Here is a 25,311-nt window from a genome sequence, read left to right as displayed (position 1 = left end):
GGCTCTCCCGCGTACCGACTGGTCGAAGCGTCGCAGGACGCGCAGCTCGTCGTCGTCGGACGCCGGAACCGGAAAGTTCCCCTCGGCGCGCGGCCGGCTCTCGGAGATCACCGACGGGACGGCCCTTGGCCTGCGGGCCCGGTCGGTGTGCCGGGCGCGCCCGGCACCCGGATGCGGCGGCCGGTCACCCGGCGCGGCGAGAGCGTCACCACGGTGTCCCGCCCGTCCCCGGCCCACGGCTCCGAGTGGACGACGTCCTTGATCCTCCGTACCGAGGCCTCGTCCGACACCGTTCTTACCGGACCGACGAAGAGCACGCTCCACCCCTGGCTGAAGGCCTCGTCCAGGCGGTCCTCCTCGAAGGCGGCTTCCGCACCGGACGCCGCGCCGCGAGCGAGGGCCGAGTCCGCGGCGGTCATGAAGACGATCTCCCAGTCGACGACCTGGTAGTTCACGGGGATCACCATGAGCCCGTCCCCTCCTTCGACGGCGATCCGGCCGACGCCGTGGCCGTCGAGCAGCTCCCAGCACTCCGTCTCGTCGATCTCCTCCATCCGTGCCCGGTACCCGGCACGGGAGCCGCCCGGCGGGAGGTCCGCCGTGGATCCGGTGAGGTCCTGGACGGTGGTCTCCAGGGCGTTCGCGAGCCGGACCAGGAATTCGATCCCCGGGGCGGGTACCCGTTCCTCCACGTAGGCGATGTAGCCGGGCGTGGAGCCGGCCCGTTCGGCCACCTCCTCCCGGGACAGGCCGAGTCGCGCCCGCTTGGCCGCGACGCGGCGTCCCAGGTCGCTCGCGGCATGCGGGGCCTTCCGGTCGCCGATCGCGTTCATCACGCCTCTCCTTCCGTGCTCTCGGAACGTGGCTGGGGTACGACGGCGACCGGGCACATGGCGTGGTGCAGGGCGCGGTGGGCGACCCTGCCGAGCTCCAGACCGACGAGCCGGTCCCGGCGCCTGGCCCCGACGACCAGCAGGTCGGCGGCGGCGGAGCGCTCGGTCAGCACTCTGTGGGCGAGGCCCTCGACCGTGGTTCTGCGCAGGCGCACCCCGGGATGTTCGGATGCCGCGGCCTCCAGGGCCTTGTCGAGCAGTTCGGAGGACCGTTCCGCGAAGTGGACGCCCCCGTCGCCGCTCAGCAGCGGGTGGTCGGCCGGCTCATGGGCCGGCCGTCGCCAGGTGCGCACGACGTCGAGCTCCGCGTCCCGGGCCGCCGCCTCGCGGAAGGCGAAACGGACGGCGGGCGAATCGACGTCGTGCTCTCCGACGCCGAGCAGCACGCGTTCGTGGCGTGCCTCCAGGGCGTGCCGGTCCCCTCTCACGACGACGACCGGGCAGTGGGACCGGGCGGCCACGACGAGACCGACGGAGCCGAGCAGAAGATCGGCGAACTCGCCGCGTCCGCGGGATCCGACGACCAGGATCGCTCCCTCCTGCCCCTCCCTGAGCAGCGCGGTGGACGCGTCCTCGGCCAGGACGGCCGCGGTGAGGGGGAGGTCGGGTGCGCGGCGCCGGGCGCGTTCGGCCGCGGTGCCGACGATGTTCTCGGCGAGGACCTGGCCCGACGGCCGGTCCGTGGCCCAGGTCGGCACGACTCCCTCGTACCGTTCCCACAGCGAGGCGTGGACGATCCGCAGGGGGAGCCCGTGCCGTACGGCTTCGTCGACCGCCCAGTCCAGAGCCGTGAGGCTCGCGTCGGACCCGTCGACTCCTGCCACCAGAGGCGATTCCATCGTGCCCACCCGCCTTCCGCGTCGTGTGGGGGCCTGCTGCCACGCTCGCATCGGGCCGGAGGGGCCGGGTAGGGCCGGTCGGTCCCGGCCGTGGCCCGCCCGGGGCACATACGGAGGCGATGTGGCGGCACCACGGGAGGAGGAGCCCGTCCGCTTCTCGTGGATCCCGATCGCGCGGTGCACGGCTCGAAGCCGGCGCGGGGCGTCTCCCTGTCCTGCCGTGTTCCGGTCGCGGCCATGGTCCTCGCCTCCCGACCGGAGTGACCGGAGCGACCGGAGCGACCGGGCACGGCCTTCCCGAGCCCGGCGCTCCCGTCTTCCACCATGCGTTCCGGTCGGTCGCCGGTCATAGGGCCGACCGTCCCGGAAGGGGACCGTTCGGCACTGCCGAGGGGCGGCCCCGCGCAGCAGGATGAGATCCACGAGGGGCGCCGCGTCCCGTGGAGGAGGACCGTCATGCGGCACCGTACGGTTTTCGAGGTGATGACCCACGACGTGGTCACCGCCGCCCCGCAGACCCCGTTCAAGCAGAGCGCCCGGCTCTTCGCCGGGAACGGCGCCTCCGCGGTCCCGGTCGTGGACCCCGGTCGGCGCCTGCTGGGCCCGGTCCCGGAAGCCGACCTGCTGCGGTCCACGGCCGAACTCCCGGGTCTGGAGGGGCGTTGGGCGGGCGTCCGGCTGCTGTCACAGGAGCGAGGACCGCCCGACGCGGAGACGGCCGACCAGCCGATGACCTCACCGGCCGTCACGGCACGGCCGCACTGGAATCTCGCCGGGACGGCCCTGACGATGCACCGCAAGAAAGTGAAGCGGCTCTGCCGCTCGGTCGACGGAGCGGTCGCCCTGCACGAATCGATCGAGTACGCCTACGAGGACCTGGCGCTCGGCGGGGCGCCACCGCGATGAGCGCCCTGTGGGCGGCGCCGGTCGGGCCCGACGACGACAGCGCCGGACCCTGGGGCGACCGCGCCGCTCGCCCGGTGGGGCGAGGCCCGACGTCCGCGCAGGGAAGGAGAGGACGATGCGACACCGGAGGATCGACAAGCTGATGACCCGTGAGGTGGTGGCCGGGAAGCTGCCGTTCCGCGGCATGGTCCCGGCCGTCGAGCGCAGGTGCGCGACGGCCGACGGAGTGGTCTCGGTCTCCTCGGCCCGTCTCGCCTACGACACCGACGACACCGAACAAGGAGATGGACGGTCATGACACAGGGCATCGTGGTCGGTCTGGACGGTACGGACCAGGCGAACGCCGCCGCGCAGTGGGCGGCGGAGGAGGCGGTGCTGCGCGGCACCGGAGTGCGCCTGGTGCACGTGAAGGAGATGTCGCCGGACGCCCTGCTGCCGTTCGCGGCGCGGGAGCCCGACGAGCCGTGGGCGGAGGATCTGCTCGCCCGCGCGGCGGCCGGGCTGCGCGAACGTCATCCGGATCTGTCGGTGACCACCAGGCTGTTGCCGTCGGAGCCCGTGGCGAGCCTGGTCGCCGCGGCCGAGGAGGGCGACCTGCTCGTCCTCGGCTCGCGCGCCCTGGGCGGCACGGCCGGATACCTCGTCGGCTCGGTCGGGATGACGGTCGCCGGTCTCGTCAACCGGCCCGTCGTCCTCGTTCGGTCCCCCGGCACGTCATCTTCGCAGGGACCCGTCGTGGTCGGCGTGGACCTGCGGGAGCCCGTGGACACGGTCCTGGGGTTCGCCTTCGAGGAGGCGGCACGGCGCCTCACCCGGGTGCGGGTCGTCTACGCGCAGCAGCTTCCTGTCTACGGGATGCTCGGCCCCTCCATGGTCCCGGACGTCCGGCCCACCGTCGCCCCCGAGGTCCGGCGTTCGCTCGACGAGCTCCTCGAACCCTGGCGGGCGAAGTTCCCCGACCTGTCGGCGACCGGGCGGGTGACGATCGGCTCGGCCGGCCGGGAGCTGGTGCACGCCGCCGGGGACGCGGCCCTCATGGTCGTCGGTCGTCGCGCCCGGGGGTCGGCGTTGGGCACGCACATCGGCAGCGTGGCCCACGCGGTGCTGCACCACAGTCACTCGCCGGTCGTCCTCGTCCCCCACGAGTGACCTCGGAGCCGATCAGTCGTCTCAGTCGTCGGACGCCGTCGGCCGCAGTCGTACCGCCGTGACCTTGTACTCCGGACACGAGGTCACGGTGTCGGCGTGCTCTGAGGTGAGGGAGTTGACGCCGCTGGCCGGGAAATGGAACGCGCAGAAGACCTGTCCCGGAGCGATCTCCCTTCCGACGCGGGCGACGAGCCGTGCCCGTCCGTGGCGGCTCTCGACGGTGACGGGGACGCCGTCCCGCAGTCCGTGGCGTGCGGCGTCCTCGGGATGCAGGTCCAACCGGTCGTGCGCGTCGAGAAGAAGGTTGCCGCCGCGCCGGGTCATGCTGCCGGAGTTGTAGTGGGCCCATCGGCGCCCCGTGACGAGCACCAGCGGATAGTCCCCGTCCGGCTCCTCGCCGGGTGGTAGGTAAGGAGCTGCCGACAGGTGGGCGCGCCCGTCGGGAGTGGCGAACTCGTCCGCGTACAGCGTGCGTTCGCCCGGCTGGTCGGGTGCGGGGCAGGGCCAGGGCACGGCCCCCTCCTGGTCGATCCGCTCGTGCGAGAGGCCGGCGAAGAGGGGCGTCACACGTCCGCACTCGGTGAGCGCCTCCGCCGGGGTGGAGCAGCCCAGGTCGGCACCGAGGGCATCGGCGACGGCGTGCACGACCTCGAAGTCGGTGCGCGCCGCTCCGGGCGGGGTCACCGCCTGCCGTACGCGCTGGAAGCGGCGGTCGAAATTGACGAAGGTCCCGTCCTTCTCCAGCCACGAGGCCACGGGCAGGACGACATCGGCGTGCCGGGCGGTCTCGCTGAGGAAGAGCTCGTCGACGACGACCAGCGGACAGGCGTCGAGGGCCTCCGCGACCCGCCGGCTGTCGGGATCGGTCGCGCACACGTCCTCGCCGATGACCCACAACGCCCGCAGCCGGCCCTCCCGAGCCGCCGCGAACATCTCGGGGATGCGCATGCCCGGCCGTTCGGGGACCGGTCGGCCCCACACCGCCTCGGCACGGGCGCGGGCCCCCGGGTCGGTGACACGGCCGTAGCCCGGCAGCAGATCGGGCAGGGCGCCCATGTCGGACGCGCCTTGCACGTTGTTCTGGCCGCGCAGGGGGCTGATGCCGAACCCGCGACCGGTGCCTCCGACGGCGCCGCGCAGGATGGGGAGGTTGGCCAGGGTCCGCACGCCGTCGGTACCGTGCAGGTGCTCGGTGACCCCGAGGCCGTACAGGACCGCCGGCCGCTCCGCGCGGCCGTAGAGCCGGGCGGCCTTCCTGATGTCGTCGGCGGGAACGCCGGTGATCTCGGCGACCCGCTCGGGCGGGTGGTCGGCCAGCAGGTCGGTGAGTTCGTCCAGTCCGGTGGCGCGTTCGCGGAGGAAGTCCGGGTCGGTCATGCCTTCGTCGACGAGGACGTGGGCGAGGCCGTGGAAGAGGGCGACGTTCGTCCCGGGACGCGGACGCAGGTGCACGTCGGCATGACGGGCGAGACCCACGGCGCGGGGGTCGGCCACGATCAGGGAGGCGCCTGCGAGTGCCCTCTGCTGGAGGCGGGCGCCGACGACGGGGTGGGCTTCGACGGGGTTGGCGCCGACGACGAGGAGGCAGTCGGCGGTCTCGACGTCGTCGAAGGGGTCGGTGCCGCCGGCGCGTCCGAAGGACGCGGTGAGTCCCGCGGCGGAGGGCGCGTGGCAGAGGCGGGAGCAGTTGTCGACGTTGTTGGTGCCGATGACGGTCCGCAGGAACTTCTGGACGAGGTAGTTCTCCTCGTTGGTGGCACGGGCGGAGGAGATCGCGGCGACCCCGTCGGGGCCGCCGTCCCGTACCGCGGTGCGCAGCCCGTCGGCGACCGAGGCGATCGCCTCGGCCCAACCGGCGGGCCTGAGAACACCGTTCTCGCGGACCAAGGGCTCGGTGAGGCGTTCGGCCGAGCCGAGGTATCCGTAGGCGAAGCGGCCCTTGACGCAGGCGTGGCCCTGGTTGACGGGTCCGTCCCGGGCGGGAAGCACGGCGGCGACCCGGTCCTCGCGGACGACGACGTCGAGGGTGCAGCCGACTCCGCAGTAGCCGCAGGTGGTGCGCACGCGGTCGGCGGGTACCCGCCGGGAGGTGAGGCCCTGACCGGGTCCGGGTTGGGTGATCGCCCCCGTCGGGCAGGTGTCGACGCAGCCGCCGCAGGCCACGCAGTCGGAGGCGGCCCAGGGGCCGCCGGTTCCCGGGGCGACGACCGTGTCGGCACCGCGCCCGGTGAGGGTGAGCGCGAACGTGCCCTGGACGTCGGAGCACATCCGGACGCAGCGCCCGCACGCGATGCACAGGTCGCGGTCGAGGTGGACGTACGGGTGGCTCTCGTCCCGTCCGCGCGTGGGGGCACCGGCCGCCGTGTCCGCCGGGACTCCCAAGGCCCTGCACGTATCGGCCAGTTCACTGCGCGCGCTGTCGGCGAGCGCGTGCGGCGGGAGGGCCGAGGCGATCAGGGCGACCGCGTCCCGGCGCAGGTTCCGCACGCTGTCGTCGGCGGTGTCGACGGTGAGACCCGACGTCGCGGGCGTGACGCACGCGGCGACGGTCCGCCCGTCGGCGCGGACCAGGCAGGTCCGGCAGGAACCGGCCGGCCGGAGACGGTCGTCGTGGCAGAGGGTGGGCAGATCGGCTCCGGCCGCGCGCACCGCGTCGAGCAGGGAGGCCCCGGGGGGCAGTTCGACCGGAACGCCGTCGACCTTGAGCCGTGTCATCGGTCCCACCCTTCCAGGGCCGGCCCGTAGGCACGGGCCAGGCTGCGGACGGCTGCGGGGACACGGCGTCCGAAGGCGCAGAGACTCGCCTCGCTCATCAGCCGTGCCAGTCGTTCGTAGGTCTCCCCCGGCCCGCCCCGGCCCTGCGCGAGTTCGAGCCCTCGCCGGGTGCCGACCCGGCAGGGCGAGCAGGCTCCGCAGCTCTCGTCGGCGGCGAACTCCCAGATGTGTTCGAGGAGCTCGTGCGGATCGGTGGTGGCGTCGAACGCGACCATGCCCGCGTGCCCGAGTGCGGCACCCTGCTCGGCGAGCGCCGCCGTGGTGAGCGGGACGTGGAGCGCGGTCCCTGCGAGGAAGCCGCCGAGGGGCCCGCCGATCTGGAGGGCGACCAGCTCGCTGCCGTTCTTGAGGCCACCGCCGAACCGGGTGACGATCTCGTCCACGGGAGTCCCGAGTTCGACTTCGTACGCCCCCGGTCGGGCGAAACGTTCGGACAGGCAGACCAGTTCGGTGCCGGTCTCGTCCGGTACGCCGCGTCGGGCGTAGGAAGCTCCGCCATGGGCGACGATCCAGGGCAGGGCCGCCAGGGTCTCCACGTTGTTGACCACGGTCGGCTCGTCCCACAGCCCGTGGTCCGTGGGGTAGGGGGGCCTGGGGCGCGCGCAGCCCCGGGCGCCTTCCAGGCGGGCGATGAGGGCGGTCTCCTCGCCGGCGACGTAGGAGCCGGCTCCTTCGACGATCTCGACGAACGGCCGCGGACCGGCCGCCTCGACCGAAGGGGCCAGGTCCCCCGTCCGCGTCGCGCGCTCCACCGCCCGGCGCAACCGGGCCATGGCCCTGGGGTACTCGGAGCGGACCAGGACGGTCCCGTGCCGGGCGCCGCAGGCGAAGCAGGCCAGGGCGAGTCCCGCGAGGACGCGCTCGGGGTCCTCCTCCATGAGCAGGCGGTCGGCGTACGAGCCGGGGTCGCCCTCGTCCCCGTTGGCGACGACCACGGTGTCCGGCTTTCCCGCCGCCGCGGCCCACTTGGCGGCCACGGGGAATCCGGCACCGCCGCGTCCGCGCAGTCCCGAGACGGCGGTCTCCTCCCGTACGTCCTCGGGCCGCAGCCCGGCCACCGCCTCGCGCCACACGTCCCAGGCGGAGTGTCCTCCCACGATGCCGGCGAGGAGGACGGGCGTCCCGGTGGTGTCGGCCGCGGGGATGTCCGGCGCGCGCGGTTCCGCCCGCCCGCCGAGTTGGTCGGCCAGGTCCGGTCCCGTGCGGGGAAGGGTGCCGTCGAGGGCGGCGGGGCCCGCGTAGCAGTAGCCGAGGCAGTGCACGGTCTGCAGCGAGGTCGAGCCCGCCTCGTCGACCGTGCCCGCCACCACGCCGAGTGCGCGCTCGACCTCCGCCAGATGCTCCCCACCCCGCGCGGCGAAGCACGCCGTCGCGGTGCACACCCGCACATGTCGCTCACCGCGCGGGGTGACGAGGTCCGCGAAGAAGGTGGCGGGTCCGAGTCCTGCGGCGGCCGGGAGACCGGCCGCCTCCGCGACCTGGGGCGCCCACGCCTCGGGCCCTTCGGCGGTACCCGCCCTGGCGCGCTCCAGCGCGGCCGGCGACAGCCCCCCGTGCCCTCCGTGCCGTGCGGTCAGTTCACGGAGCGCGTCGGAGCGTCGGCCCGGCTCCCCGGGCGTCCGACCGGCCATGCTCCCAGGGTCGCCGGACACGCCCCCGTCCGCATCCCGGCCGGCCACGGGCTTCACGGTTCCGTGTCGCGCAGGACGGTCAGGCGTCGGCGGTACTCCTCCTCGTCGATCTCACCACGGGCCAGTCGCTCACCCAGGATCCGCTCGGCCGACGGGGCCGTACCGGAGCCCCGAGACCGTTCCGCAGCCCTGTCCAGTGAGCGGAAGAACATCACCGCGCCGGTGATGAGCAGCCCCCAGAACAGCACCGTCCCGGCCGACATGGCGAACCAGCCCCACCCGTTCATGCCGTCGCCGTACCAGAACATCATCGCCACTCACACTCCCGGCGGCGGACCGCCAGGGGCCTGACACCCCTGCTCGCGACCCGTCCGTCCCTCCCACCGTGCCCGGCACGGGGCGGCCCCGCACAGGGCCGTCCGGCCCATGGAAGGGGGCCGGACGGTCACGGAAGGGAACGAGTGGCCCCTGGGACCGGGATCCAGGCGGCCCGAGGGTGGGGAAGAGCAGGGCTCACGCCGCCCACGCGGATCGCTGCCGGGAGGTCGCCATGGTCAGGAACCCGGGGAGGCGGCCGGTTGCGGACGCGCCGCGACCTTGGCAGATGCTGCTCCTCGCCACCATCGGGTTCGCGCTCTGCTTCTGGGCGTGGGCGCTGCTGGCCCCTCTCGGCCCACGACTCCGGGACGACCTCGCCCTCAGCTCGTTCGAGCAGTCACTGGTGGTCGCCGTGCCCGTGGTGGTCGGCGCGCTCGGCCGGATCCCGGCCGGGGCACTGACGGACCGCTGGGGAGCACGCCGGGTCTTCCCCCTCGTCGCGGCCCTGACGATCCTGCCCGTGCTGTACCTGGGGCACCTGGCCGACTCGCTGCCCGAGGTGCTCGCGGGCGGCTTCCTCCTCGGGCTCGGGGGAACGGCCTTCGCCGTCGGCGTACCGTTCGTCAACGCCTGGTACCCGCCCGCACGACGAGGTGTCGCCCTGGGGGTCTTCGGCATCGGCACCGGGGGTACGGCCCTGTCGGCCTTCACCACCGTCCAGCTCTCCGACGCCGTCGGACGCGCCTTCCCCTTCGACCTCGTGGCCGGCTGCCTCGCCGTGTACGCCGGAGTGGCCCGGCTTCTGCTCCGCGACAGGCCGGGGCGCGCGACGGCGGCGGGGTCGCTGCTCTCGCGTACCGCCCTGGCCATGCGGACACCGGCCACCTGGCAGCTGGCGTTCCTGTACGCCGTCTCCTTCGGCGGATTCGTCGCGTTCAGCGTCTACCTTCCGACCTATCTCACCCGGGCCTACGAGCTCGGCCGCTCCGACGCGGCACTGAGGACCGCGGGATTCGTCGTCCTCGCCGTGGCGATGCGGCCCGTGGGCGGCTGGCTGTCGGACCGTACCCATCCCGTTCCCGTCCTGACGGTGTCGTACGGGCTCGTTTCGGTGTGCGCCCTGGTCGCGGCGTTCGAAGCGGGCCTGGTCCCGGTGGGAACGGCGGCCTTCTTCGGCATGGCCGCCGGCCTGGGCGCCGGGTCCGGGGCGGTCTTCGCGCTCGTCGCACGTCTGGTGCCGGCGGAACGGGTCGGGTCGGTGACGGGAGTGGTCGGGGCGGCGGGAGGTCTCGGAGGCTTCTTCCCGCCCCTCGTGATGGGAGTGGTTGACAGCGTCGCGCACGACTACACGTGGGGGTTCGTCCTCCTCGCCGTCACCGCGACGGCCGCGGGCGCCCTGGCCGCCACCGTCGTCCGGAGACGCGCCCGGGTGACTGCGGGCGCCTGACCACGGACGTCTGACCACGAACGCCTGACCGCGGGCGTCTGACCGCGGTCGTGAAGCCGCCCGAGCGGGCCTCACGGCCACCCGGCGATGGGGCCGTTCGGCCCCTCCGCCGGGCCTGGGTGGCCGTAGCCGCACCTTCCTCCCGGAGGCTGGCATGGAAAGCATGAACACCGACCAGGCGCTCCTCGTCGCCACCGGGGTACGCAAGATCTACCGGACGGGCTCCGTGGAGGTCACGGCCCTGCTCGACCTGGATCTCCTCGTGCGACGCGGGGAGATGGTGGGTGTCATGGGACCGTCCGGCTCCGGAAAGACCACGCTGTTGAACTGCCTGTCGGGGCTCGACGACATCGACGGCGGCCGGGTGGAGGTCGACGGCCACGACCTGTTCGCCATGTCGGACGCCGCGCGCACGGAGCACCGGGCCCGCACCATGGGCTTCGTCTTCCAGGCGTTCAACCTGATACCGGTCTTCTCCGCGGTGGAGAACGTCGAGCTGCCCCTGCTGCTCGTGGGCACCCGGCCGCGTGAGGCGCGGCGCAGGGCCCTGGACATGCTGGACCGGGTGGGCCTCGGTCACCGGGTCGAGCACCGGCCCAGCGAGATGTCCGGCGGCGAGCAGCAGCGGGTGACCATCGCCCGCGCCCTGGCCGGGCGGCCCGCCATCGTCTGGGCGGACGAGCCGACGGGCAACCTCGACAGTGCGATGGCCGACCAGGTCATGGACCTGCTGTGCGAGCTCAACCGGGACGAGGGCCAGACGATCGTCCTGGTCACCCACGACAGCGCCATCGGCGCACGCGTCCCCCGGCTGATCCGGATGCGCGACGGGCGACTGGTCGACGACGTCCACCAGGCCGTCACCGCCCCGGCCGCGATCCGAGACTTCCCCATGGGCTGACCATGTATCCGAACCTCCTCGTCCCGCTGCTCAGCGCCCTCGCGCTCGCCCTCGCGGCCCTGGTGCTGGTGGCCGTCCGACAACCGGTGTCACGGCGGCTCGCCTTCCGGCAGGTCGCCCGCCGGCGCACCGAGGCGGCGCTGGTGATCGGCGGATCGATGCTCGGAACGGCCATCGTCATCGGGGCCCTGGTCGTCGGCGACACCTTGAACTTCTCCGTACGGCAGGAGGCGTACCGCACCCTGGGGCCGGTGGACGAGCGCGTCGTCGCACCTCCGGGACCGGCGGGGCGCGCCGTCACCGGACGGCTGGCCGCCCTGACGAGCGGTCCCGACGTCGACGGCGTACTGAACGCCCAGGCCACCCAGGCATCGGCCGTCAGCCGCACCGGAGACCGCACGGTGGCGGAACCACGCGTCCTGGCCTGGCAGATGGACTTCGACGACGCGGCCCGCTTCGGCGCCCCGAACGGACCCTCCGGTCTCGGCGGGCCGAACCCGAAGTCCGGCCAGGTCGTGGTCAATCAGCCGCTGGCCCGGTCCCTGGACGTGGGAGCCGGGGACCCGATCACGGTGTACCTGTTCGGGGCACCGCGGACGTACCGGGTCGAGCGTGTGGTGCCGGAGCAGGGTCTTGCCGGGGTGGGCCTGGGCGGCAGGCTGAACCGCGACGTGTTCCTGCCGCCGAAGGCCCTGGACTCCGCCGCCCGCGCTGCCGGGACGGAGCCGCGCTCGGTCACCTTCGTGTCCAATCGAGGCGGCGTCGAGAGTGGCGACGCCCTGACGGACCGGGTGACCTCCGACATCCGGCAGGCTCTGGGCCCGCTCGCCGGGCAGACCGCGATCGACACTCCGAAGCACACCGTCCTGCGGGACGCGAAACAGGCCGGGGACTCCCTCGGAGCCCTGTTCCTCATGATCGGCAGCTTCAGCATCATCGCGGGCGCCCTGCTCCTGGTGAACATCTTCGTGATGCTCGGCGAGGAGCGGAAGTCCCAGATGGGCATGGTGCGGGCCGTCGGGATGAAGCGCTCGCGCCTTGTCGGCTCCTTCACCCTCGAAGGAGCGACGTACGCGTTGCTGTCCGCGCTGCCGGGCGTGGCCATCGGGGTCGCCGTCGGCTGGGGAGTCGCCGTGGTGGCGGCGCGGATCTTCCAGGGCTGGTCGGTCGGCGGCAGCAGCATCCGCATCGCGTTCGCCCTCACACCCACCAGCGTCCTCAACGGACTGGCCATGGGCCTGCTCATCGCCTTCGCCGCGATCCTCGCGACCAGCGTCCGCATCAGCAGGTTCAACATCATCGCCGCGATCCGCGACCTCCCGGCCACGCCCGGGCAGGGGCCGCGCCGCCGTCTGCTCGTGGTCTCCACCGCCCTGGCCGTCCTGTGCGCGTTCGCGGCCGTGCCGGCCGTGGCGCGCAGCCAGCCCGACGCGACGTACCTCATGCCGGCGCTCGCCCTCGCCTTCGCCACCCCGGCACTGCTGCGCGTCCTCCCCCGTCACGCGGTCACCACTCTGGTCGCCGGAGCCGTGCTGGCCTGGACGCTCCTGGCACCCGTCGTACGCCCCCGCATCTTCGAGACGCCGTCGATGTCCGTGTACGTCGTCCAGGGCGCCCTGGCCGCCTTCTCCGCCGTGGTGCTCGTCAGCGACAACCAGAAGACGCTGCTCCGTCCCGTACGACGGTTCCTCCAGCGACCGACGGAAGGGGGTCTCGCGGCGCGGCTCGCGGTCGCGTACCCCTTGGCCAAGCGGTTCAGGACCGGTGCGACGCTGGTGATGTACACCCTGATCGTGTTCGTCCTCGTGCTCCTGACGGAGATCTCGGGCATCCTCCGCGCCGGCGTCGACGGCGTCGTCGCCGACGCCACCGCCGGATACTCCCTGCGACTGGACTACAACCCCGAGGTAGCGGGCGACCGCCTCGTCCCCGATCTGCGTGGCGGCCCGTCGGCCGCCGGCATCTCCGCCGTGACACCGCTGCTCAACGCCACCGGGCGGGCCACCGATCCGGGTGGCCGCAGCCCTCGACCGCTGGACACCGCCGTCGTCGGCGTACCCGACAGGGCGATCACCGGCATCACGTTCCGGGAGCGGCTGCCCGGCCTGGCCGACGACCCCGCCGTGTGGCGGGCTCTCGCCTCCGACTCCCGCTACGTCGTTCTCGACGGCTTCTTCGGCAGCACCGGCGGCCCGGCGGGCGACTACTACGACCCCGGGGACACCCTCACCCTGACGGATCCCCGGACGGGCCGCAGTGAACAGAAGGTCATCGCCGGCGTGCTCAGCAACGGGATGGTCTTCTACCCGGGCGCCGGCGCCAGTTCGACCACCTATCCCGTGGTGATGGGCGAGCGGGCGACGCGCGAGCTGTTCGGCACCCAGGCGCAGAACGCCTCCGCACTGGTGAGGACCAGCCCCGGCACCGCACCCGACGCCCTGGCGACCCGGCTGCAGGGCGAGCGGCTCTCGTCCAGCCTGGTCGCCACGCCCATCGAGTCGGACGTCCGGCGCCAGTTCGACTCCAGCACCGCCTTCTTCCGCCTCATGCAGGGCTTCCTCGTCCTGGGCCTCGGCGTGGGCATCACCGGCCTCGGCGTCGTCATGGTCCGGGCCGTACGCGAACGCCGCCGCACCATCGGCATCCTGCGGGCCCTCGGCTTCCGGGCGCGGACGGTCCAGCGGTCCTTCCTCTGGGAGAGCACCTTCGTCGCCGTGGAGGGGATCGTGCTCGGCTCGCTCCTCGGCGTGCTGACCACCTGGCTCATGTACAGCAACAGCGCCGCGTTCGAGGGTCTCGAAGGAGGGTTCCCGGTCGAATGGGCCGGCATCTGCGGCCTGGCCGCGGCCACCTTCGTCGCCTCGCTCCTGGCCACGGTCGGGCCGGCCCGGCGCGCGGCCGCCATCCGCCCGGCCCTCGCGGTCCGCGTCACCGAATGACGAGCGACTCGGGCGGCTCGTCTCCCCTGCCTCGGTGGTGAGGCACCGCTGTCACGAGACCCGCTCTTCGGCGCACCGCCGTCTCATCACACGTCGAGCTGCCGGGTGGTGTCCACCGCCCAGGCCTCGATCGCCCCCCCGAGCCCGCCCGGCCCGCGGTCGGCCACCGGTGGAGCCGGGGCCGGCCCGGAGCGCCCTGCAGAGAGAGCACAGCACCCATGAGGCTCGGCACGGCCTCTTCCGACGGAGCCGACTTCGCCTGCAGCCACTGTCACCCAGACCTCACCACCTACCCGCGCTTGCATATATGGCGCGCATGCAATTATTGTGAAGGCACGCAAAGAGCTCACTCAATCAATTACGAAAGGGCTGCGCCATGCCCCTCGCGCTCCTCGCCCTGGCAGTCGGAGCCTTCGGTATCGGTACGACCGAGTTCGTGATCATGGGCCTGCTGCCCCAGATCGCCGCCGACTACGGGGTCACCATCCCCACCGCCGGCCTCCTGGTCACCGGTTACGCCCTGGGCGTCGTCATCGGCGCGCCGCTGCTCACCGCCTTCGGGACCAAGGTCAGCCGCAAGCGGATGCTCATGCTGCTCATGGGCCTGTTCGTGGTCGGCAACCTGCTCTCCGCCGTCGCCCCGAGCTTCGGGCTGATGCTGACCGGCCGCGTCGTCGCCTCGCTCGCCCACGGGTCGTTCTTCGGCATCGGATCGGTCGTGGCCGCCGAGCTGGTCGCGCCGGACAAGAAGGCCGGCGCCATCGCCACCATGTTCACCGGCCTGACCGTCGCCAACATCGTGGGGGTCCCGCTGGGCACCTTCGTCGGACAGACGGTCGGATGGCGCACCACCTTCGCCGTCGTCGCCGTGCTCGGCGTCATCGGCCTGCTCGGCGTCGCGAAGCTCGTGCCCGCCATGCCCCGCCCCGAGGGCGCCCACCTGCGCCGGGAGCTGACCGCCTTCCGCAATCCGCAGGTCCTGCTCGCGATGGCGATGACCGTGCTCGGCTTCGGCGGCGTCTTCGCCGCGATCACCTACATCGCGCCGATGATGACCGAGGTCGCCGGCTACTCCGACGGCGCCGTCACCTGGCTGCTCGTCCTCTTCGGCGCCGGCATGTTCCTCGGCAACCTGCTCGGCGGCCGGTACGCCGACCGCGCGCTGATGCCCCTGCTGTACGCCACCCTCGGCGGCCTCGCGGTCGTCCTCGCGCTGTTCACCGTGGTCGCCCACGACAAGATCCTGGCCGCGATCGCCATCCTCCTGGTCGGAGCGCTCGGCTTCGCCACCGTGCCCCCGCTGCAGAAGCGCGTCCTCGACCAGGCCCACGGCGCCCCCACCCTGGCCTCCGCCGTCAACATCGGCGCCTTCAACCTCGGCAACGCCCTCGCCGCCTGGCTCGGCGGCCTCGTGATCGCCGCCGGCTTCGGCTACACCGCCCCGAACTGGGTCGGCGCCGTCCTCGCCGCCGCCGCGCTGGGCCTCGCCTTCTGGTCAGCGGCCCTGGAGCGCCGTACTCCCGCGACCCAGGTCCACGCCGGTTCCGCCGACGCCGACGCCGGTGCCGGCTCCGACTCCGGCTCCGGATCCGCCGTCAGCGGCGGCGTCCGCACCCCCGTACATCACTGACCTCACTCCCCCCCTTTCCCTCACCCCTCCAGGAGAAGCGCCATGAGCACCATCCCCGTCCCCACCGTCCCCACCGTCGCCCTGAACAACGGCGTCGAGATCCCCCAGCTCGGCTTCGGCGTCTTCCAGGTCCCCGACGACGAGACCGCCGCCGCCGTCACCGCCGCCCTGGAGGCCGGTTACCGCAGCATCGACACCGCCGCGATCTACGGCAACGAGACCGGGGTCGGCCGTGCGCTGGCCGCCTCCGGGCTGCCCCGCGAGGAGCTCTTCGTCACCACCAAGCTGTGGAACGCCGACCAGGGTTACGACTCCACCCTCCGCGCCTTCGACGACAGCCTCGCCAAGCTCGGCCTCGACCACGTCGACCTCTACCTGATCCACTGGCCGGCGCCCGCCCGCGACCTGTACCGGGACTCCTGGCGCGCCCTGGAGCGCCTCGCCGGGGAAGGCCGCATCCGCGCCGCCGGCGTCTCCAACTTCCAGCCCGCGCATCTGCGGCGGCTGATGGACGGCACGGCGCTGACCCCGGCCGTCAACCAGGTCGAGCTCCACCCCGGGCTGCAGCAGGCCGAGCTGCGCGCCTTCCACGCCGAGCACGGCATCGCCACCGAGGCGTGGAGTCCGCTCGCCCAGGGCGCCGTGCTCGGCGACCCGGCCCTCGCGGCGGTCGCCGCGCGGTACGGCAAGTCCCCCGCGCAGGTCGTCATCCGCTGGCACCTGCAGCTCGGCAACGTCGTCATCCCCAAGTCGGTCACCCCGGCCCGGATCCGAGAGAACCTCGACGTCCTCGACTTCGCGCTCACGGACGAGGAGATGCGGGCCGTGGCCGCGCTCGACCGCGGTCTGCGGACCGGCCCGCACCCCGACGAACTCAACTGAGCCGGCCCTGGCCGGTCAGGCCGTGGTGCGCGTGCCGAGGCCGTGCGGCAGGGTGTCGACGACGCGGGGGGTGAGGGCGTCCATGGCGGCATCGGGCTCCGGGGCCCGGTGGCGGCGTCGGTCTCCGAGGCCCCGGTGGCCGTCGACCCCGCCGACCCCGCCGCGGCGAAGCGGTCAGGACCGCCGGGCCCCTCCGCCCCACTCCGCCCCCGCCCCGCCCTGTCCCACGGGCCGGGGCGGGCCGGGGCTGGGCGGAGGGGCCCGGCGCTTGTTCGGCGCAGCCCCGGTGGCCCGGGGGGCCGTCCGGTCGGAGGGTGGACGGAGGATCGCCTGTCGCCCCGAGCCCACGAGGACGCCGCCGATGCATCGCTACCCGCCGATCGCCGACCACGGTCTCGTCGGAGACCTGCAGACGTGCGCGCTGGTGTCCGCCGAGGGCGTCGTGGACTGGTTCTGCTCGCCCCGCTTCGACTCCCCGAGCGTCTTCGGCCGGCTCCTCGACCACGAGCGCGGCGGCCACTTCTCGATCACCGTGGAGGCACCGGGTACGACGGTGCGCCAGCTGTACCTGGCCGACAGCGCGGTGCTGCTCACCCGCTTCCTCACGCCCGACGGGGTCGGCGAGGTGGCCGACTTCATGCCGCTGCTCCCGGACCCGGCCGTGCCCGCCGACCGGCACACCCTGGTCCGGGTGCTGCGGGTCGTCCGCGGCACCGTCCGCTTCGCGGTCGAGTGCCGGCCCCGCTTCGACTACGGCCGGGAGACGCACGGGCTGGACCTCGACGGCGCCACCGCGCGTTTCACCGGAGCCACGGCCTCCGCCCACCTCCAGGTGCTCGGTGCCATCGCGCTGGAGCGTGACGGCCGGGACGTCCGCGCCGACGTGGAGCTGACCGCCGGTCAGCGCGCTGCCGCCGTGCTCACCCTGGACGCGCCCGGCGCCGGGCCCCCCGAGCCGGCCGACGAGGCGAGCCTGCGGGCCGCTTTCGACGGGGTCCGCTTCTTCTGGCACGACTGGATCGGCCGCTGCCGCTACCGCGGGCGCTGGCAGGCGCAGGTGAACCGCTCGGCGATCACGCTGAAACTGCTCACGTACGCCCCGTCCGGCGCGCCGGTGGCCGCCGCCACCATGGGGCTGCCCGAGCAGGTCGGCGGCGAACGGAACTGGGACTACCGCTACACCTGGATCCGGGACGCCTCGCTGTCCGTGCGCGCGATGGTCGACCTGGGCTTCACCGAGGAGGCGGACGCCTTCCGCCGCTGGCTGGGCGCCCGGTTCCGGGACGGGAGCACGGTCAGCGGCGAGCCGCTGCAGATCATGTACCGGGTGGACGGCGACCCGCACCTGGGGGAGGAGGTGCTGGACCATCTGGAGGGCTGGCGCGGCTCGGCCCCGGTCCGGGCCGGCAACGGCGCCGCCGGCCAACTCCAGCTGGACATCTACGGCGAGGCCGTCCACGCCTACGCGCAGGCCGGCGACCTGGCCCAGCTGGCCGGTTACGACGGCTGGCTGCGCTTCGCCGCCACGGTGGACTGGCTGTGCGAGCACTGGGACCGCCCGGACGAGGGCATCTGGGAGACCCGCGGCGGCCGCCAGGACTTCACGTACAGCCGGCTGATGTGCTGGGTCGCCTTCGACCGCGCGGTGCGGATGGCCCACGAGTTCGGCCGCCCCGCCGACCTGCCGCGCTGGACGGCCGCCCGGGACGCGGTGCTGCACCAGGTGATGGAGCGCGGCTGGTCCGCCGAGCGGCAGGCCTTCGTGCAGCACTACGGCAGCGAGGTCCTGGACGCCTCGCTGCTGATGATGCCGATCACCCGGTTCATCGCGCCGCGCGACCCGCGCTGGCTGTCCACCCTGGACGCGATGGACCGCGAACTGGTCTCCGACAGCCTGGTCTACCGCTACGACCCGGCCGCCTCCCCCGACGGTCTGCGCGGCTCCGAGGGCACCTTCTCGCTGTGCAGCTTCCTGTACGTGGACGCGCTCGCCCGGGCAGGCCGGCTCGAACAGGCCCGGTACGCCTTCGACAAGATGCTCACCTACGCCAACCACGTCGGGCTGTTCGCCGAGGAGATCGGCCCGACCGGCGAACAGCTCGGCAACTTCCCGCAGGCCTTCACCCACCTCGCGCTGATCACCGCCGCGCTCTCCCTCGACGAGGCGCTGGACGGCTGACCCCGACGACCGGCGCGTGCGTACGCACCGTTTCGATCATGCGAACTACGCGCGTCAACCTGCCCTTACGCCGTTGACGCCCCTGGTCGGCTCGGCAAGACTCCTGCCCCATGCAGCCCCCGCGTGACCGCTCGGTCACCCTCGTCCAGCGCCGGCACGTGGACCTCGCCCGTGTCGCGAGCGCGGTCTGTCGCTGCGCCTGACGTCCGACGATCCACCGGACCAGACCCTGACGGCCCTTCCGCTCACCCGGCCGTCCCCCCACGCTCCTCCGTCCGCCCCGCCCGCGGCGCCGTCCCCCGCCCGCCGGGCCCCGGAGGCATGCCCGCACGTCCGCACGCCCTTCTGGAGACCCGTATGTCCACGCCCCTGTCCCGCCGCGCCCTCGGAGGGGTCGCCGCCGGTGCCGCCGCCGCGGCCGCCCTCGGCGCCACCGCGACCTCCGCGCAGGCGGCCCCCGCGCCCGACCCGCAGGAGCGTCCCTTCCGCGCCGCGCACCCGCGCCGCCACTCCCGGCGGCCCAACATCCTCTTCATCCTGGGCGACGACCTCGGCTGGGCCGACCTCTCCTCGTACGGCTCCCCGCACATCCGCACGCCCCACCTGGACCGCCTCGCCCGCCAGGGCGTCCGCTTCACCGACGCCTACTCCGGCTCCGCGACCTGCTCCCCCACCCGCTTCAGCCTCTACACCGGCCGCTACCCGGGCCGTACGAAGGGCGGGCTCGCCGAGCCGATCGCCGACAGGTCCGTCGGCCTGGAGCCCACCCACCCCACGCTCGCCTCGCTGCTCCGCGACTCCGGCTACGCGACCGCCCTCATCGGCAAGTGGCACTGCGGCTACCTCCCCGACTACTCCCCCACCAAGTCCGGCTGGGACGAGTTCTTCGGCAACTTCGGCGGGGCCCTGGAGTACTACTCGAAGCTCGGTCTCGCCGGCGAGTACGACCTCTACGAGGGCGACGCCGAGTACAAGGACCTGCGGTACTACACCCGGATCCTCACCGAGCGGGCGAGCGAGTACGTCGGCCGCGACCACGAGAAGCCCTGGCTGCTCAACCTGAACTTCACCACCCCGCACTGGCCCTGGATCGCCGACGGGGACACGGAGGAGAGCGCCGGGATCGTCCGCCGGATCAAGGCCGGCGACCGCTCCGCCCTCTGGCACCAGGACGGCGGCTCCGTCGAGAAGTACAAGGAGATGGTCGAGGACCTCGACCGATCGATCGGACAGGTCCTCGCGGCGCTGAAGCGCTCCGGCCAGGAGCAGGACACCCTCGTCTTCTTCGCCAGCGACAACGGCGGCGAGCGCTTCTCGTACAACTGGCCGCTCGCCGGGAACAAGGGCTCGCTCCAGGAGGGCGGCATACGCGTCCCCTCGATCCTGCGCTGGCCCGCCCGGATCGACGGCGGTCAGGTCAGCGACCTGCCGGTGTTCTCGCCCGACTGGACGGCGACCCTGCTCGAACTGGCCGGGGCCCGGCCCCACCCGGCGTACCCCCTCGACGGCACCAGCCTCGCCGGGCACCTGCTGCGCGGTGCCGAGGTGCCGGAGCGGGACCTGTTCTGGCGGGTGCGGGGCGAGCGGGCGCTGCGCCGCGGCGACTGGAAGTACTACCGGGGCAAGTCCGGCCGGGACCAGCTCTTCCACCTGTCCGAGGACTCCCGTGAGCAGGCGGACCGGGCGCCGTTCGAGCAGGCGCGGCTGGCCGAGCTGCGGGCCGCGTGGGAGCGGATCGACGCGGGGCTGCTCCGCTACTGAGCCCTCCCCGCCCGCGTGGAGAGGACCCGGCCGGGTGCGTCGGCCGGGTCCTCTCCGGGCTCGGACCACCGCGGGCCGTTCGCCGATGGAAAGGCATCGTCGGCCGTCAGCGTCTTCGCCGGCTTCGCCGCGAGGTGGCCGCGGACGTCGTCGGCCACCCGGTGGTCGGGCAGGACACCCCTCCCGGGTGCGGCGGACGGACGAGGTCGGCAGGCAGACGGCCGGGGAGGGGGCGGACGAGGAGATGTGGACCTCCACCTATGCCCGGCTGTCGGCCGAGACCCGTCCCCACATCGCCGCCACCGCGCACCTGCCGGCGGACCGGATGAACCACAGCACCTGTCCCGTCATCCTGGACACGCTCCTGGGCAGGGCGGAGGCGCAGCCGGCCGCCACGCGGAAGCGGGCCGCCGCGACGTGAGCCAGGAGCGGGCCGTCCGGGGGCGCACGAGAGGGACCCCCTCCCACGTACGAAAAGGGCCCTCCCACGTGCGGGAAGGGCCCTTCTCCTGTGCTACGGCGGCGCCCGGCCGGTCAGTGCCTGGTGTTCGCCCGGCGGCGGAGCCACCAGACGAGCGCGCCGCCCGCGACGATCGCGGCGACGGCGAGACCGCCGATCAGGCCGACGGGGGCGCTGCTGCCGGTGTCGGCGAGGTCGCCCTCGGGGTCCTTCGGGCCCGGCGGGGTGGTGGCGTCCGGCGAGTGGCTGGTCGGCGGCGCCGGGGCCGTCGGGGTGGGGGTCGGCTTCCCCGTACCGGTCGGACTCGGGGTCGGCTTTCCGGTGCCGGTCGGCGTGGGGGTGGGGGTGCCGGCCTCGGAGTGTCCGGCGCTGTTGCCGCCGAACATCAGGTAGCCCTCCTTGTTCGGGTCGTCCGCGATGGTGTCGACCGCGTAGCCGACGGTGCGGGGCTTGTAGCGCTGCTCGGTGCGGAAGCGGACCGGGTTCATGTTCCGCTTGGGCTGCTTGGAGAAGTCGACTCCGCCCACGGTGTAGACGTAGACGTCCTCGCCGTTGGACCACTTGTACTTGAACGTGCCTTCGGTGAACGCCTTGTAGTAGCGGTCCCAGACCTGCTTGCCGGTCCAGTTCTGGTGCGGGGCGCGCAGGGGCCAGCGCTTCACGTCGTTGCTGTTGATGATCTCGCGGTACTCGGCGGGCATGTCGGCGGCGTTCTGCCGGACCCACTCGGCGGCGACGCGCGCGGTGTAGACGCGGCGCAGATCGGCGTAGTAGTCGCCGTTGTTGACCTTCTCCGCGACGAGGGGCGTGATGTAGCGGTCGAGAACGCGGTCGGACTGCTGCGTCTCGGCCTCGGTGAGGTCGCAGCCCTTTCCGCCGGGCGGCTGCGTGTGGGTCTCCTGCGGCACCGTGGACAGCTTCAGCGGGGTGTCGAGGATGTGGATGCCGCCGTCCTGCTCGCGTACGACGGCGGTCTCGGGCTCGATCCAGTAGCGGAACCCGGCCCAGCAGGGGAAGCCGTTGCGCTTGGGCAGGGCGTTCATGAAGTTCCGGCCCGCGTCCGTCTCCGGGTCCATGGCCTTGAAGATGTCGTGCTTCAGCTCCAGGTCGGCTTCCAGCAGCACCCGGCCCGCGTCGGTCCTGCCGAAGTCGGCGTCGATGATGCGGTCGGGCTCGTCCGGGTTGAGGTTCACCCAGAACGTGGACGGGTCCAGGGCGAGCCAGGTGAAGAAGGCGTCGGAGATCAGGTCGCCCTTCTCCCGGCCGCCCCACCCGGCGGCGTACTCGTCCTCCACCGCCTTGGCGGAGAAGGCGTAGTCCAGCCCCTTGCCGCTCTTGCCCTTGCCGATGTACCGCAGGTCGAGGGTGGTGAAGTCGATGCCTCCGAGGCCCCGGTTCATCAGCGACCGCTGCCCCGTCCTGCCCAGCCGGTCGAGCTGCTCCTTGAGGGTCTGCGGGTTCGGCGGGGACTGCCTGATCACCTGGTTGCCGGAGCCTCGGGACCCGGTGGAGGTGCCGTTGCCCGGCGACATCGTCGTGCCGTTCGCCCGGTACGGTCCGTTCTCGGTGCCCTTGGGCGGCAGGCCCTTGTGGTGGGACTGGTAGTTGTAGGAGCGGACGCGTTCGTTGCCGGTCTCGTCCTTGCCCGCGAGGCCCTTCAGCTCGTTCATGAAGTTCTTGGCGTCGCGGGTCTGGTTCTCGGCGAAGACGTACGTGTACTTGTACGAGCGCCAGCCCTGGTTCTTGGCCCAGGCGCGGTCCGCGGGCTTCTCGCGGCCGTCGGGGCTGCCGTTGGACTTGGCCTCCACGATCTCCCGGGTGCGCTTGTTGTACGCGTCGAGCCGGCGTTTGTAGCGGTCGCCGGTGTCGGGGTCCTTGAACCAGAACTCCTTCTCGCAGATCCAGTCCGGGCCGGTCAGGCCCATCTCGCGCACGATCTTGCCCATGAAGGCCTTGCCGCGGGCGTCGTAGCCCTGGTTCGGGATGTAGACCTTCGAGAGGTAGTCGCTGAAACTCGTCCACCGCTTCTGCGCGTTGAAGCGGGCGTAGATGCGGCGCGGGTCGCTGTGGTCGTACTTCTTGTAGTCGGTGCCCGCCGCGTTCAGCTCGGCCTGGGTCGGGTTGAGGCCGTCGAACTGGAGGCCGGGATTGGTGTACTCGTAGGTGTCCCAACGGTCCACCGCGCGTGAGGCGTCCCCCTGGGGCAGACCGCCGACGGGTACGTCCTTCACCCCGTACATCTCGTCGCAGCGCTTGCCGGGCTTCAGCGGTGCCGGCGCGGCTTCGGCGACGCCGCCCACGCCCGTGGCGGGCTGACCGGTGACGGTGATGACGGTGGCGCAGGCGAGCGCGAGCAGACTGTTCCTGAGCGCACGCCGGCGGCTTGCTATTCGTGCTGGCTTCACTGTGTTTCCCCCGGGAGCCCCACGGGTCGGATTGCGGTCGCGCGGCGCCAGGGCCCCCGCTGCTCATGTGGGCGTCGCGCAAGCGGTCCGATCCTAGGGCCCCGCTTTGCCACCGCAACGCGGTTCGACGGGCGTGTCCTGTGTCAACTCGGTGCAGATTCATGGCTCTTACGGAGGGATCGGGGACTAGGGTTGACTGCCGTGAGCAACGAAAACCAGGAGTACGAGGACGACGAGCACGCCGTCGCCGAGCGCATCGACGCGGCGCACGCCGACAACCCGCTCCTCGCGGCCTGGCTGCGCGAACAGCGGGACCGCTTCGACGGATGGAGCCGTGACCACGGCGGCGGCTGGGACTTCGGCGAGCGCTCCCTCGACCGCGTGGAGGCGCTCGTCCGGGAACACCTCACCTCCGTCGACGACCTGTTCGCCCGCGAGCACACCCCCTTGGTGCAGGTCGCCTGCTGGTACGTCGGCGAAGTCCACAACCGCGCCCGCGGCACCGAGTGGCGCATGGACCCCGACCCCGCCGACAGCCACCCCTGGTCCCGGCGCCCCTATGTGATCGTGCCCTTCGCGCGCCTGGACGAGTACCGGGACCCCGAGGGCATCGACTACGACGCCCGCCCCCGGCACCATCCCCTCGGCAGCTTCCTCACCCTCCTCCGGGAGGGCCCCGCCTCCGCCCTGGGCGCCCTGCGAGCGGAACTGGACGACTACGCCCCCGACACCGGCGAGGACGAGGGCGAGGAGTGAGCACCGGCCCCGCGCGGCGGGCGTGACGGTCCGGTGGGGTCCACCTCCTCCGTGCGCCTCCTGTGCGGGCGGCTCAGCGGCCGAAGGTGTCGATGTTCTCGACGAGCCAGCGGCCGTCGCGGCGCACGACGTCCAGGGCGAACATGGCGCCCGCGTAGACGCCCTGGTCCTGGGTCTTCGACCGCTGCTTCCCGGTGCCGGCCGTGCTCACGCTGCTCTGGTCGGCGTAGACCAGGACCCGGGCGCGGTCGCCGTCGATCCGCTCGACCGCGCTGTCGGTGACCGTCGTGGTGATCACCGTCTTCTGCCGGGCCGCCTGGGCGAGCACCCCGGCGAACAGCGTCCGGTGCTGCTCCACGGCCTTGCCGGTGAGGAGGGTCTTCCCGGCGCGCTCGAAGGGGCCGGTGTCGGCGTGGTCGTACGAGAAGAGCGCGGCGACGGCCGCGGTGGTCTGCCCCTTGATCTCGCTGGTACGGGCGAGGTCGGTGAGGGCCGTGTTGCCGCGGGCGGGGTCGTCCCGCAGCTCTCCCGCCCTGCTGTGCGCCCATCCGGCGAAGCCGCCGAGGAGGAGGGTCAGGACGCACAGGACGACGAGGGGGGCTCGGCCGCGCGCCCCTTCCTTCGCCGGGCGGTCGTCGGTCGCCTCCTCCACCGGTGTCCCGGGCGCTTCTCGTACGGGCTTCGCCGCCGGTCGCCGTCCGGGCCGGGCGTCGGGTTCGGTCAGGAGGCCGACAGGCGCGTGGGCCCTGGCGGCGACCGGCTGGTCGGCGAGGGCCTGGCGGCGGCGCTGGCGGTTGAGGTGGTGACGGGGCGTCGGCATCGTGCGTGTCCTTTCGGGTGCTGGCGGCTCTCGCGTACGGGGCGGCGGCCCGGTCAGCCGGTCGCCGTGCCGCCCACGGGGGCCTGCCCCAGACCGCTGAGCTTCCACTGGCCGTCGGTGCGGGTGAGCTCGCCCAGCATGCGGCTGTCCTTCTCCGTGCTCTTGCTGTCGGGTGTCGTGACGGTGACGCGCAGCGCGACGAGCAGCCGCGCCCGTCCGGCCCGGTCGTCGAGTTCGGTGACGGCGCCGGACAGCACCCGGGCCGTGGTCACCGTCCTCGCCGCCTTCACCTGGCTGGTGAACTCCTTGCGCCCGTCCACCAGTTGCCGGTGCAGTTCGCCGGTCGTCGAGGTCTCCCAGAGGTCGAGTCCCTGGTCCACGCGCCGGTGGTCGAGCGTGTTGAGGTTCTGTACGGCCTGCTCCCCCGCCGCGAGCGCCCGGTCGCGCTGCGCGGCGTACGCCGCGGAGTCGTCGTGGGCCGCCGCGTACCAGCTCCGGCCCTGCCAGGCGGCGAAGCCGCCCGCGACCAGGGTGAGCACGAGGGCCACGACCAGGACCGGCCGGTTGCCCGCCGAGGCGCGGACCTGGCGTGTCATGGGGTTCTCCCGTCTCCCGCTCAT

The 25,311-nt window shown here is 73.1% G+C and carries 21 protein-coding genes; 13 read left to right on the top strand and 8 right to left on the bottom strand.

Annotation, left to right across the window (positions count from 1 at the left end; translation table 11 throughout):
* Window positions 1–107 precede the first annotated feature (107 nt).
* Together ACIGW4_RS19830 and ACIGW4_RS19825 are read right to left on the bottom strand one after the other, a co-directional pair.
* The gene (locus ACIGW4_RS19830; RefSeq protein ID WP_123457971.1) at window positions 108–833 is read right to left on the bottom strand and encodes a pyridoxamine 5'-phosphate oxidase family protein; all 726 of its coding nucleotides are present in this window, start codon (window positions 831–833) and stop codon (window positions 108–110) included.
* Window positions 833–1,732: a universal stress protein gene (locus tag ACIGW4_RS19825; RefSeq protein ID WP_399581945.1), complete on the bottom strand. Its 900-nt coding sequence runs from the start codon at window positions 1,730–1,732 to the stop codon at window positions 833–835. Before ACIGW4_RS19825 ends, ACIGW4_RS19830 begins: the two co-directional genes overlap by 1 nt.
* 456 nt (window positions 1,733–2,188) lie before the next feature.
* On the opposite strand from ACIGW4_RS19825, the gene ACIGW4_RS19820 reads away from it, so the two are divergent.
* From ACIGW4_RS19820 to ACIGW4_RS19810, 3 genes are all read left to right on the top strand, one after another.
* The gene (locus ACIGW4_RS19820) at window positions 2,189–2,638 is read left to right on the top strand and encodes a CBS domain-containing protein (protein ID WP_399581943.1); all 450 of its coding nucleotides are present in this window, start codon (window positions 2,189–2,191) and stop codon (window positions 2,636–2,638) included.
* Between the two features lie 115 nt (window positions 2,639–2,753).
* Window positions 2,754–2,936, top strand: a complete 183-nt coding sequence (locus tag ACIGW4_RS19815; RefSeq protein WP_399581940.1) for a hypothetical protein — start codon at window positions 2,754–2,756, stop codon at window positions 2,934–2,936.
* A complete protein-coding gene (locus ACIGW4_RS19810; protein ID WP_399581938.1) occupies window positions 2,933–3,787 on the top strand; it encodes a universal stress protein in 855 nt (284 codons plus the stop codon). Before ACIGW4_RS19815 ends, ACIGW4_RS19810 begins: the two co-directional genes overlap by 4 nt.
* Before the next feature lie 21 nt (window positions 3,788–3,808).
* Here the strand turns inward: ACIGW4_RS19810 and fdhF are convergent, their stop codons facing one another.
* From fdhF to ACIGW4_RS19795, 3 genes are read right to left on the bottom strand one after another with little or no spacing between them, the layout of a single operon-like run.
* Window positions 3,809–6,502, bottom strand: a complete 2,694-nt coding sequence (gene fdhF / locus ACIGW4_RS19805) for a formate dehydrogenase subunit alpha (protein ID WP_399581935.1) — start codon at window positions 6,500–6,502, stop codon at window positions 3,809–3,811.
* Window positions 6,499–8,193 (bottom strand): NADH-ubiquinone oxidoreductase-F iron-sulfur binding region domain-containing protein, encoded by a 1,695-nt coding sequence (locus ACIGW4_RS19800; protein ID WP_399581932.1) that lies wholly within the window; start codon window positions 8,191–8,193, stop codon window positions 6,499–6,501. Before ACIGW4_RS19800 ends, fdhF begins: the two co-directional genes overlap by 4 nt.
* A 53-nt stretch (window positions 8,194–8,246) precedes the next feature.
* Complete coding sequence (locus tag ACIGW4_RS19795; protein ID WP_398711407.1) at window positions 8,247–8,504, bottom strand: SHOCT domain-containing protein; 258 nt, start codon at window positions 8,502–8,504, stop codon at window positions 8,247–8,249.
* 293 nt (window positions 8,505–8,797) lie between these two features.
* Between ACIGW4_RS19795 and ACIGW4_RS19790 the strand changes: the two genes are divergently transcribed.
* The 9 genes from ACIGW4_RS19790 to ACIGW4_RS19750 all read left to right on the top strand — a co-directional run bounded on the left by ACIGW4_RS19790 (window position 8,798) and on the right by ACIGW4_RS19750 (window position 20,671).
* Window positions 8,798–9,958: a nitrate/nitrite transporter gene (locus ACIGW4_RS19790; RefSeq protein ID WP_399581930.1), complete on the top strand. Its 1,161-nt coding sequence runs from the start codon at window positions 8,798–8,800 to the stop codon at window positions 9,956–9,958.
* 163 nt (window positions 9,959–10,121) lie between these two features.
* A complete protein-coding gene (locus ACIGW4_RS19785; protein ID WP_399581927.1) occupies window positions 10,122–10,859 on the top strand; it encodes an ABC transporter ATP-binding protein in 738 nt (245 codons plus the stop codon).
* Between the two features lie 2 nt (window positions 10,860–10,861).
* Window positions 10,862–13,798 carry an ABC transporter permease gene (locus ACIGW4_RS19780; protein ID WP_399581925.1) on the top strand — a complete coding sequence of 979 codons (2,937 nt, stop codon included), beginning with the start codon at window positions 10,862–10,864 and terminating at the stop codon, window positions 13,796–13,798.
* Window positions 13,799–14,174: 376 nt separating this feature from the next.
* Complete coding sequence (locus ACIGW4_RS19775) at window positions 14,175–15,428, top strand: MFS transporter (protein ID WP_399581923.1); 1,254 nt, start codon at window positions 14,175–14,177, stop codon at window positions 15,426–15,428.
* A 42-nt stretch (window positions 15,429–15,470) separates the two neighbouring features.
* Entirely contained in the window at window positions 15,471–16,310 is an 840-nt protein-coding gene (locus ACIGW4_RS19770; protein ID WP_398711255.1) for an aldo/keto reductase, read from the top strand.
* A 361-nt stretch (window positions 16,311–16,671) separates the two neighbouring features.
* Window positions 16,672–18,489 carry a glycoside hydrolase family 15 protein gene (locus tag ACIGW4_RS19765; protein ID WP_398711253.1) on the top strand — a complete coding sequence of 606 codons (1,818 nt, stop codon included), beginning with the start codon at window positions 16,672–16,674 and terminating at the stop codon, window positions 18,487–18,489.
* A 110-nt stretch (window positions 18,490–18,599) separates the two neighbouring features.
* On the top strand, window positions 18,600–18,692 hold the full coding sequence (locus ACIGW4_RS19760) for a putative leader peptide (RefSeq protein WP_311319337.1): 93 nt from the start codon (window positions 18,600–18,602) through the stop codon (window positions 18,690–18,692).
* Between the two features lie 154 nt (window positions 18,693–18,846).
* Window positions 18,847–20,250, top strand: coding sequence for a sulfatase (locus ACIGW4_RS19755; RefSeq protein WP_399581921.1), 1,404 nt, complete (start codon window positions 18,847–18,849; stop codon window positions 20,248–20,250).
* 187 nt (window positions 20,251–20,437) lie between these two features.
* Window positions 20,438–20,671: a hypothetical protein gene (locus tag ACIGW4_RS19750; RefSeq protein WP_399581918.1), complete on the top strand. Its 234-nt coding sequence runs from the start codon at window positions 20,438–20,440 to the stop codon at window positions 20,669–20,671.
* Window positions 20,672–20,784: 113 nt separating this feature from the next.
* Here the strand turns inward: ACIGW4_RS19750 and ACIGW4_RS19745 are convergent, their stop codons facing one another.
* Window positions 20,785–23,115: a hypothetical protein gene (locus ACIGW4_RS19745; RefSeq protein ID WP_399581915.1), complete on the bottom strand. Its 2,331-nt coding sequence runs from the start codon at window positions 23,113–23,115 to the stop codon at window positions 20,785–20,787.
* Between the two features lie 201 nt (window positions 23,116–23,316).
* On the opposite strand from ACIGW4_RS19745, the gene ACIGW4_RS19740 reads away from it, so the two are divergent.
* Window positions 23,317–23,871 (top strand): hypothetical protein, encoded by a 555-nt coding sequence (locus tag ACIGW4_RS19740; protein WP_399581912.1) that lies wholly within the window; start codon window positions 23,317–23,319, stop codon window positions 23,869–23,871.
* 73 nt (window positions 23,872–23,944) lie between these two features.
* Here ACIGW4_RS19740 and ACIGW4_RS19735 read toward each other — a convergent pair whose 3' ends face one another.
* Window positions 23,945–24,691 (bottom strand): hypothetical protein, encoded by a 747-nt coding sequence (locus ACIGW4_RS19735; RefSeq protein ID WP_398711244.1) that lies wholly within the window; start codon window positions 24,689–24,691, stop codon window positions 23,945–23,947.
* A gap of 53 nt (window positions 24,692–24,744) precedes the next feature.
* Window positions 24,745–25,287 (bottom strand): nuclear transport factor 2 family protein, encoded by a 543-nt coding sequence (locus tag ACIGW4_RS19730; RefSeq protein ID WP_123457985.1) that lies wholly within the window; start codon window positions 25,285–25,287, stop codon window positions 24,745–24,747.
* Window positions 25,288–25,311 lie beyond the last annotated feature (24 nt).

The organism is Streptomyces sp. NPDC053513, assembly GCF_044544765.1.
GTDB lineage: Bacteria > Actinomycetota > Actinomycetes > Streptomycetales > Streptomycetaceae > Streptomyces > Streptomyces litmocidini.
This window is presented reverse-complemented; position numbering and strand designations above follow the sequence as displayed.

Bases quoted from the DNA above. Each gene is read 5' to 3' on its own strand.
- ACIGW4_RS19830 (WP_123457971.1), bottom strand. From the start codon at position 833: ATGAACGCGATCGGCGACCGGAAGGCCCCGCATGCCGCGAGCGACCTG.
- ACIGW4_RS19825 (WP_399581945.1), bottom strand. From the start codon at position 1,732: ATGGAATCGCCTCTGGTGGCAGGAGTCGACGGGTCCGACGCGAGCCTC.
- ACIGW4_RS19820 (WP_399581943.1), top strand. From the start codon at position 2,189: ATGCGGCACCGTACGGTTTTCGAGGTGATGACCCACGACGTGGTCACC.
- ACIGW4_RS19815 (WP_399581940.1), top strand. From the start codon at position 2,754: ATGCGACACCGGAGGATCGACAAGCTGATGACCCGTGAGGTGGTGGCC.
- ACIGW4_RS19810 (WP_399581938.1), top strand. From the start codon at position 2,933: ATGACACAGGGCATCGTGGTCGGTCTGGACGGTACGGACCAGGCGAAC.
- fdhF (WP_399581935.1), bottom strand. From the start codon at position 6,502: ATGACACGGCTCAAGGTCGACGGCGTTCCGGTCGAACTGCCCCCCGGG.
- ACIGW4_RS19800 (WP_399581932.1), bottom strand. From the start codon at position 8,193: ATGGCCGGTCGGACGCCCGGGGAGCCGGGCCGACGCTCCGACGCGCTC.
- ACIGW4_RS19795 (WP_398711407.1), bottom strand. From the start codon at position 8,504: ATGATGTTCTGGTACGGCGACGGCATGAACGGGTGGGGCTGGTTCGCC.
- ACIGW4_RS19790 (WP_399581930.1), top strand. From the start codon at position 8,798: ATGCTGCTCCTCGCCACCATCGGGTTCGCGCTCTGCTTCTGGGCGTGG.
- ACIGW4_RS19785 (WP_399581927.1), top strand. From the start codon at position 10,122: ATGAACACCGACCAGGCGCTCCTCGTCGCCACCGGGGTACGCAAGATC.
- ACIGW4_RS19780 (WP_399581925.1), top strand. From the start codon at position 10,862: ATGTATCCGAACCTCCTCGTCCCGCTGCTCAGCGCCCTCGCGCTCGCC.
- ACIGW4_RS19775 (WP_399581923.1), top strand. From the start codon at position 14,175: ATGCCCCTCGCGCTCCTCGCCCTGGCAGTCGGAGCCTTCGGTATCGGT.
- ACIGW4_RS19770 (WP_398711255.1), top strand. From the start codon at position 15,471: ATGAGCACCATCCCCGTCCCCACCGTCCCCACCGTCGCCCTGAACAAC.
- ACIGW4_RS19765 (WP_398711253.1), top strand. From the start codon at position 16,672: ATGCATCGCTACCCGCCGATCGCCGACCACGGTCTCGTCGGAGACCTG.
- ACIGW4_RS19760 (WP_311319337.1), top strand. From the start codon at position 18,600: ATGCAGCCCCCGCGTGACCGCTCGGTCACCCTCGTCCAGCGCCGGCAC.
- ACIGW4_RS19755 (WP_399581921.1), top strand. From the start codon at position 18,847: ATGTCCACGCCCCTGTCCCGCCGCGCCCTCGGAGGGGTCGCCGCCGGT.
- ACIGW4_RS19735 (WP_398711244.1), bottom strand. From the start codon at position 24,691: ATGCCGACGCCCCGTCACCACCTCAACCGCCAGCGCCGCCGCCAGGCC.
- ACIGW4_RS19730 (WP_123457985.1), bottom strand. From the start codon at position 25,287: ATGACACGCCAGGTCCGCGCCTCGGCGGGCAACCGGCCGGTCCTGGTC.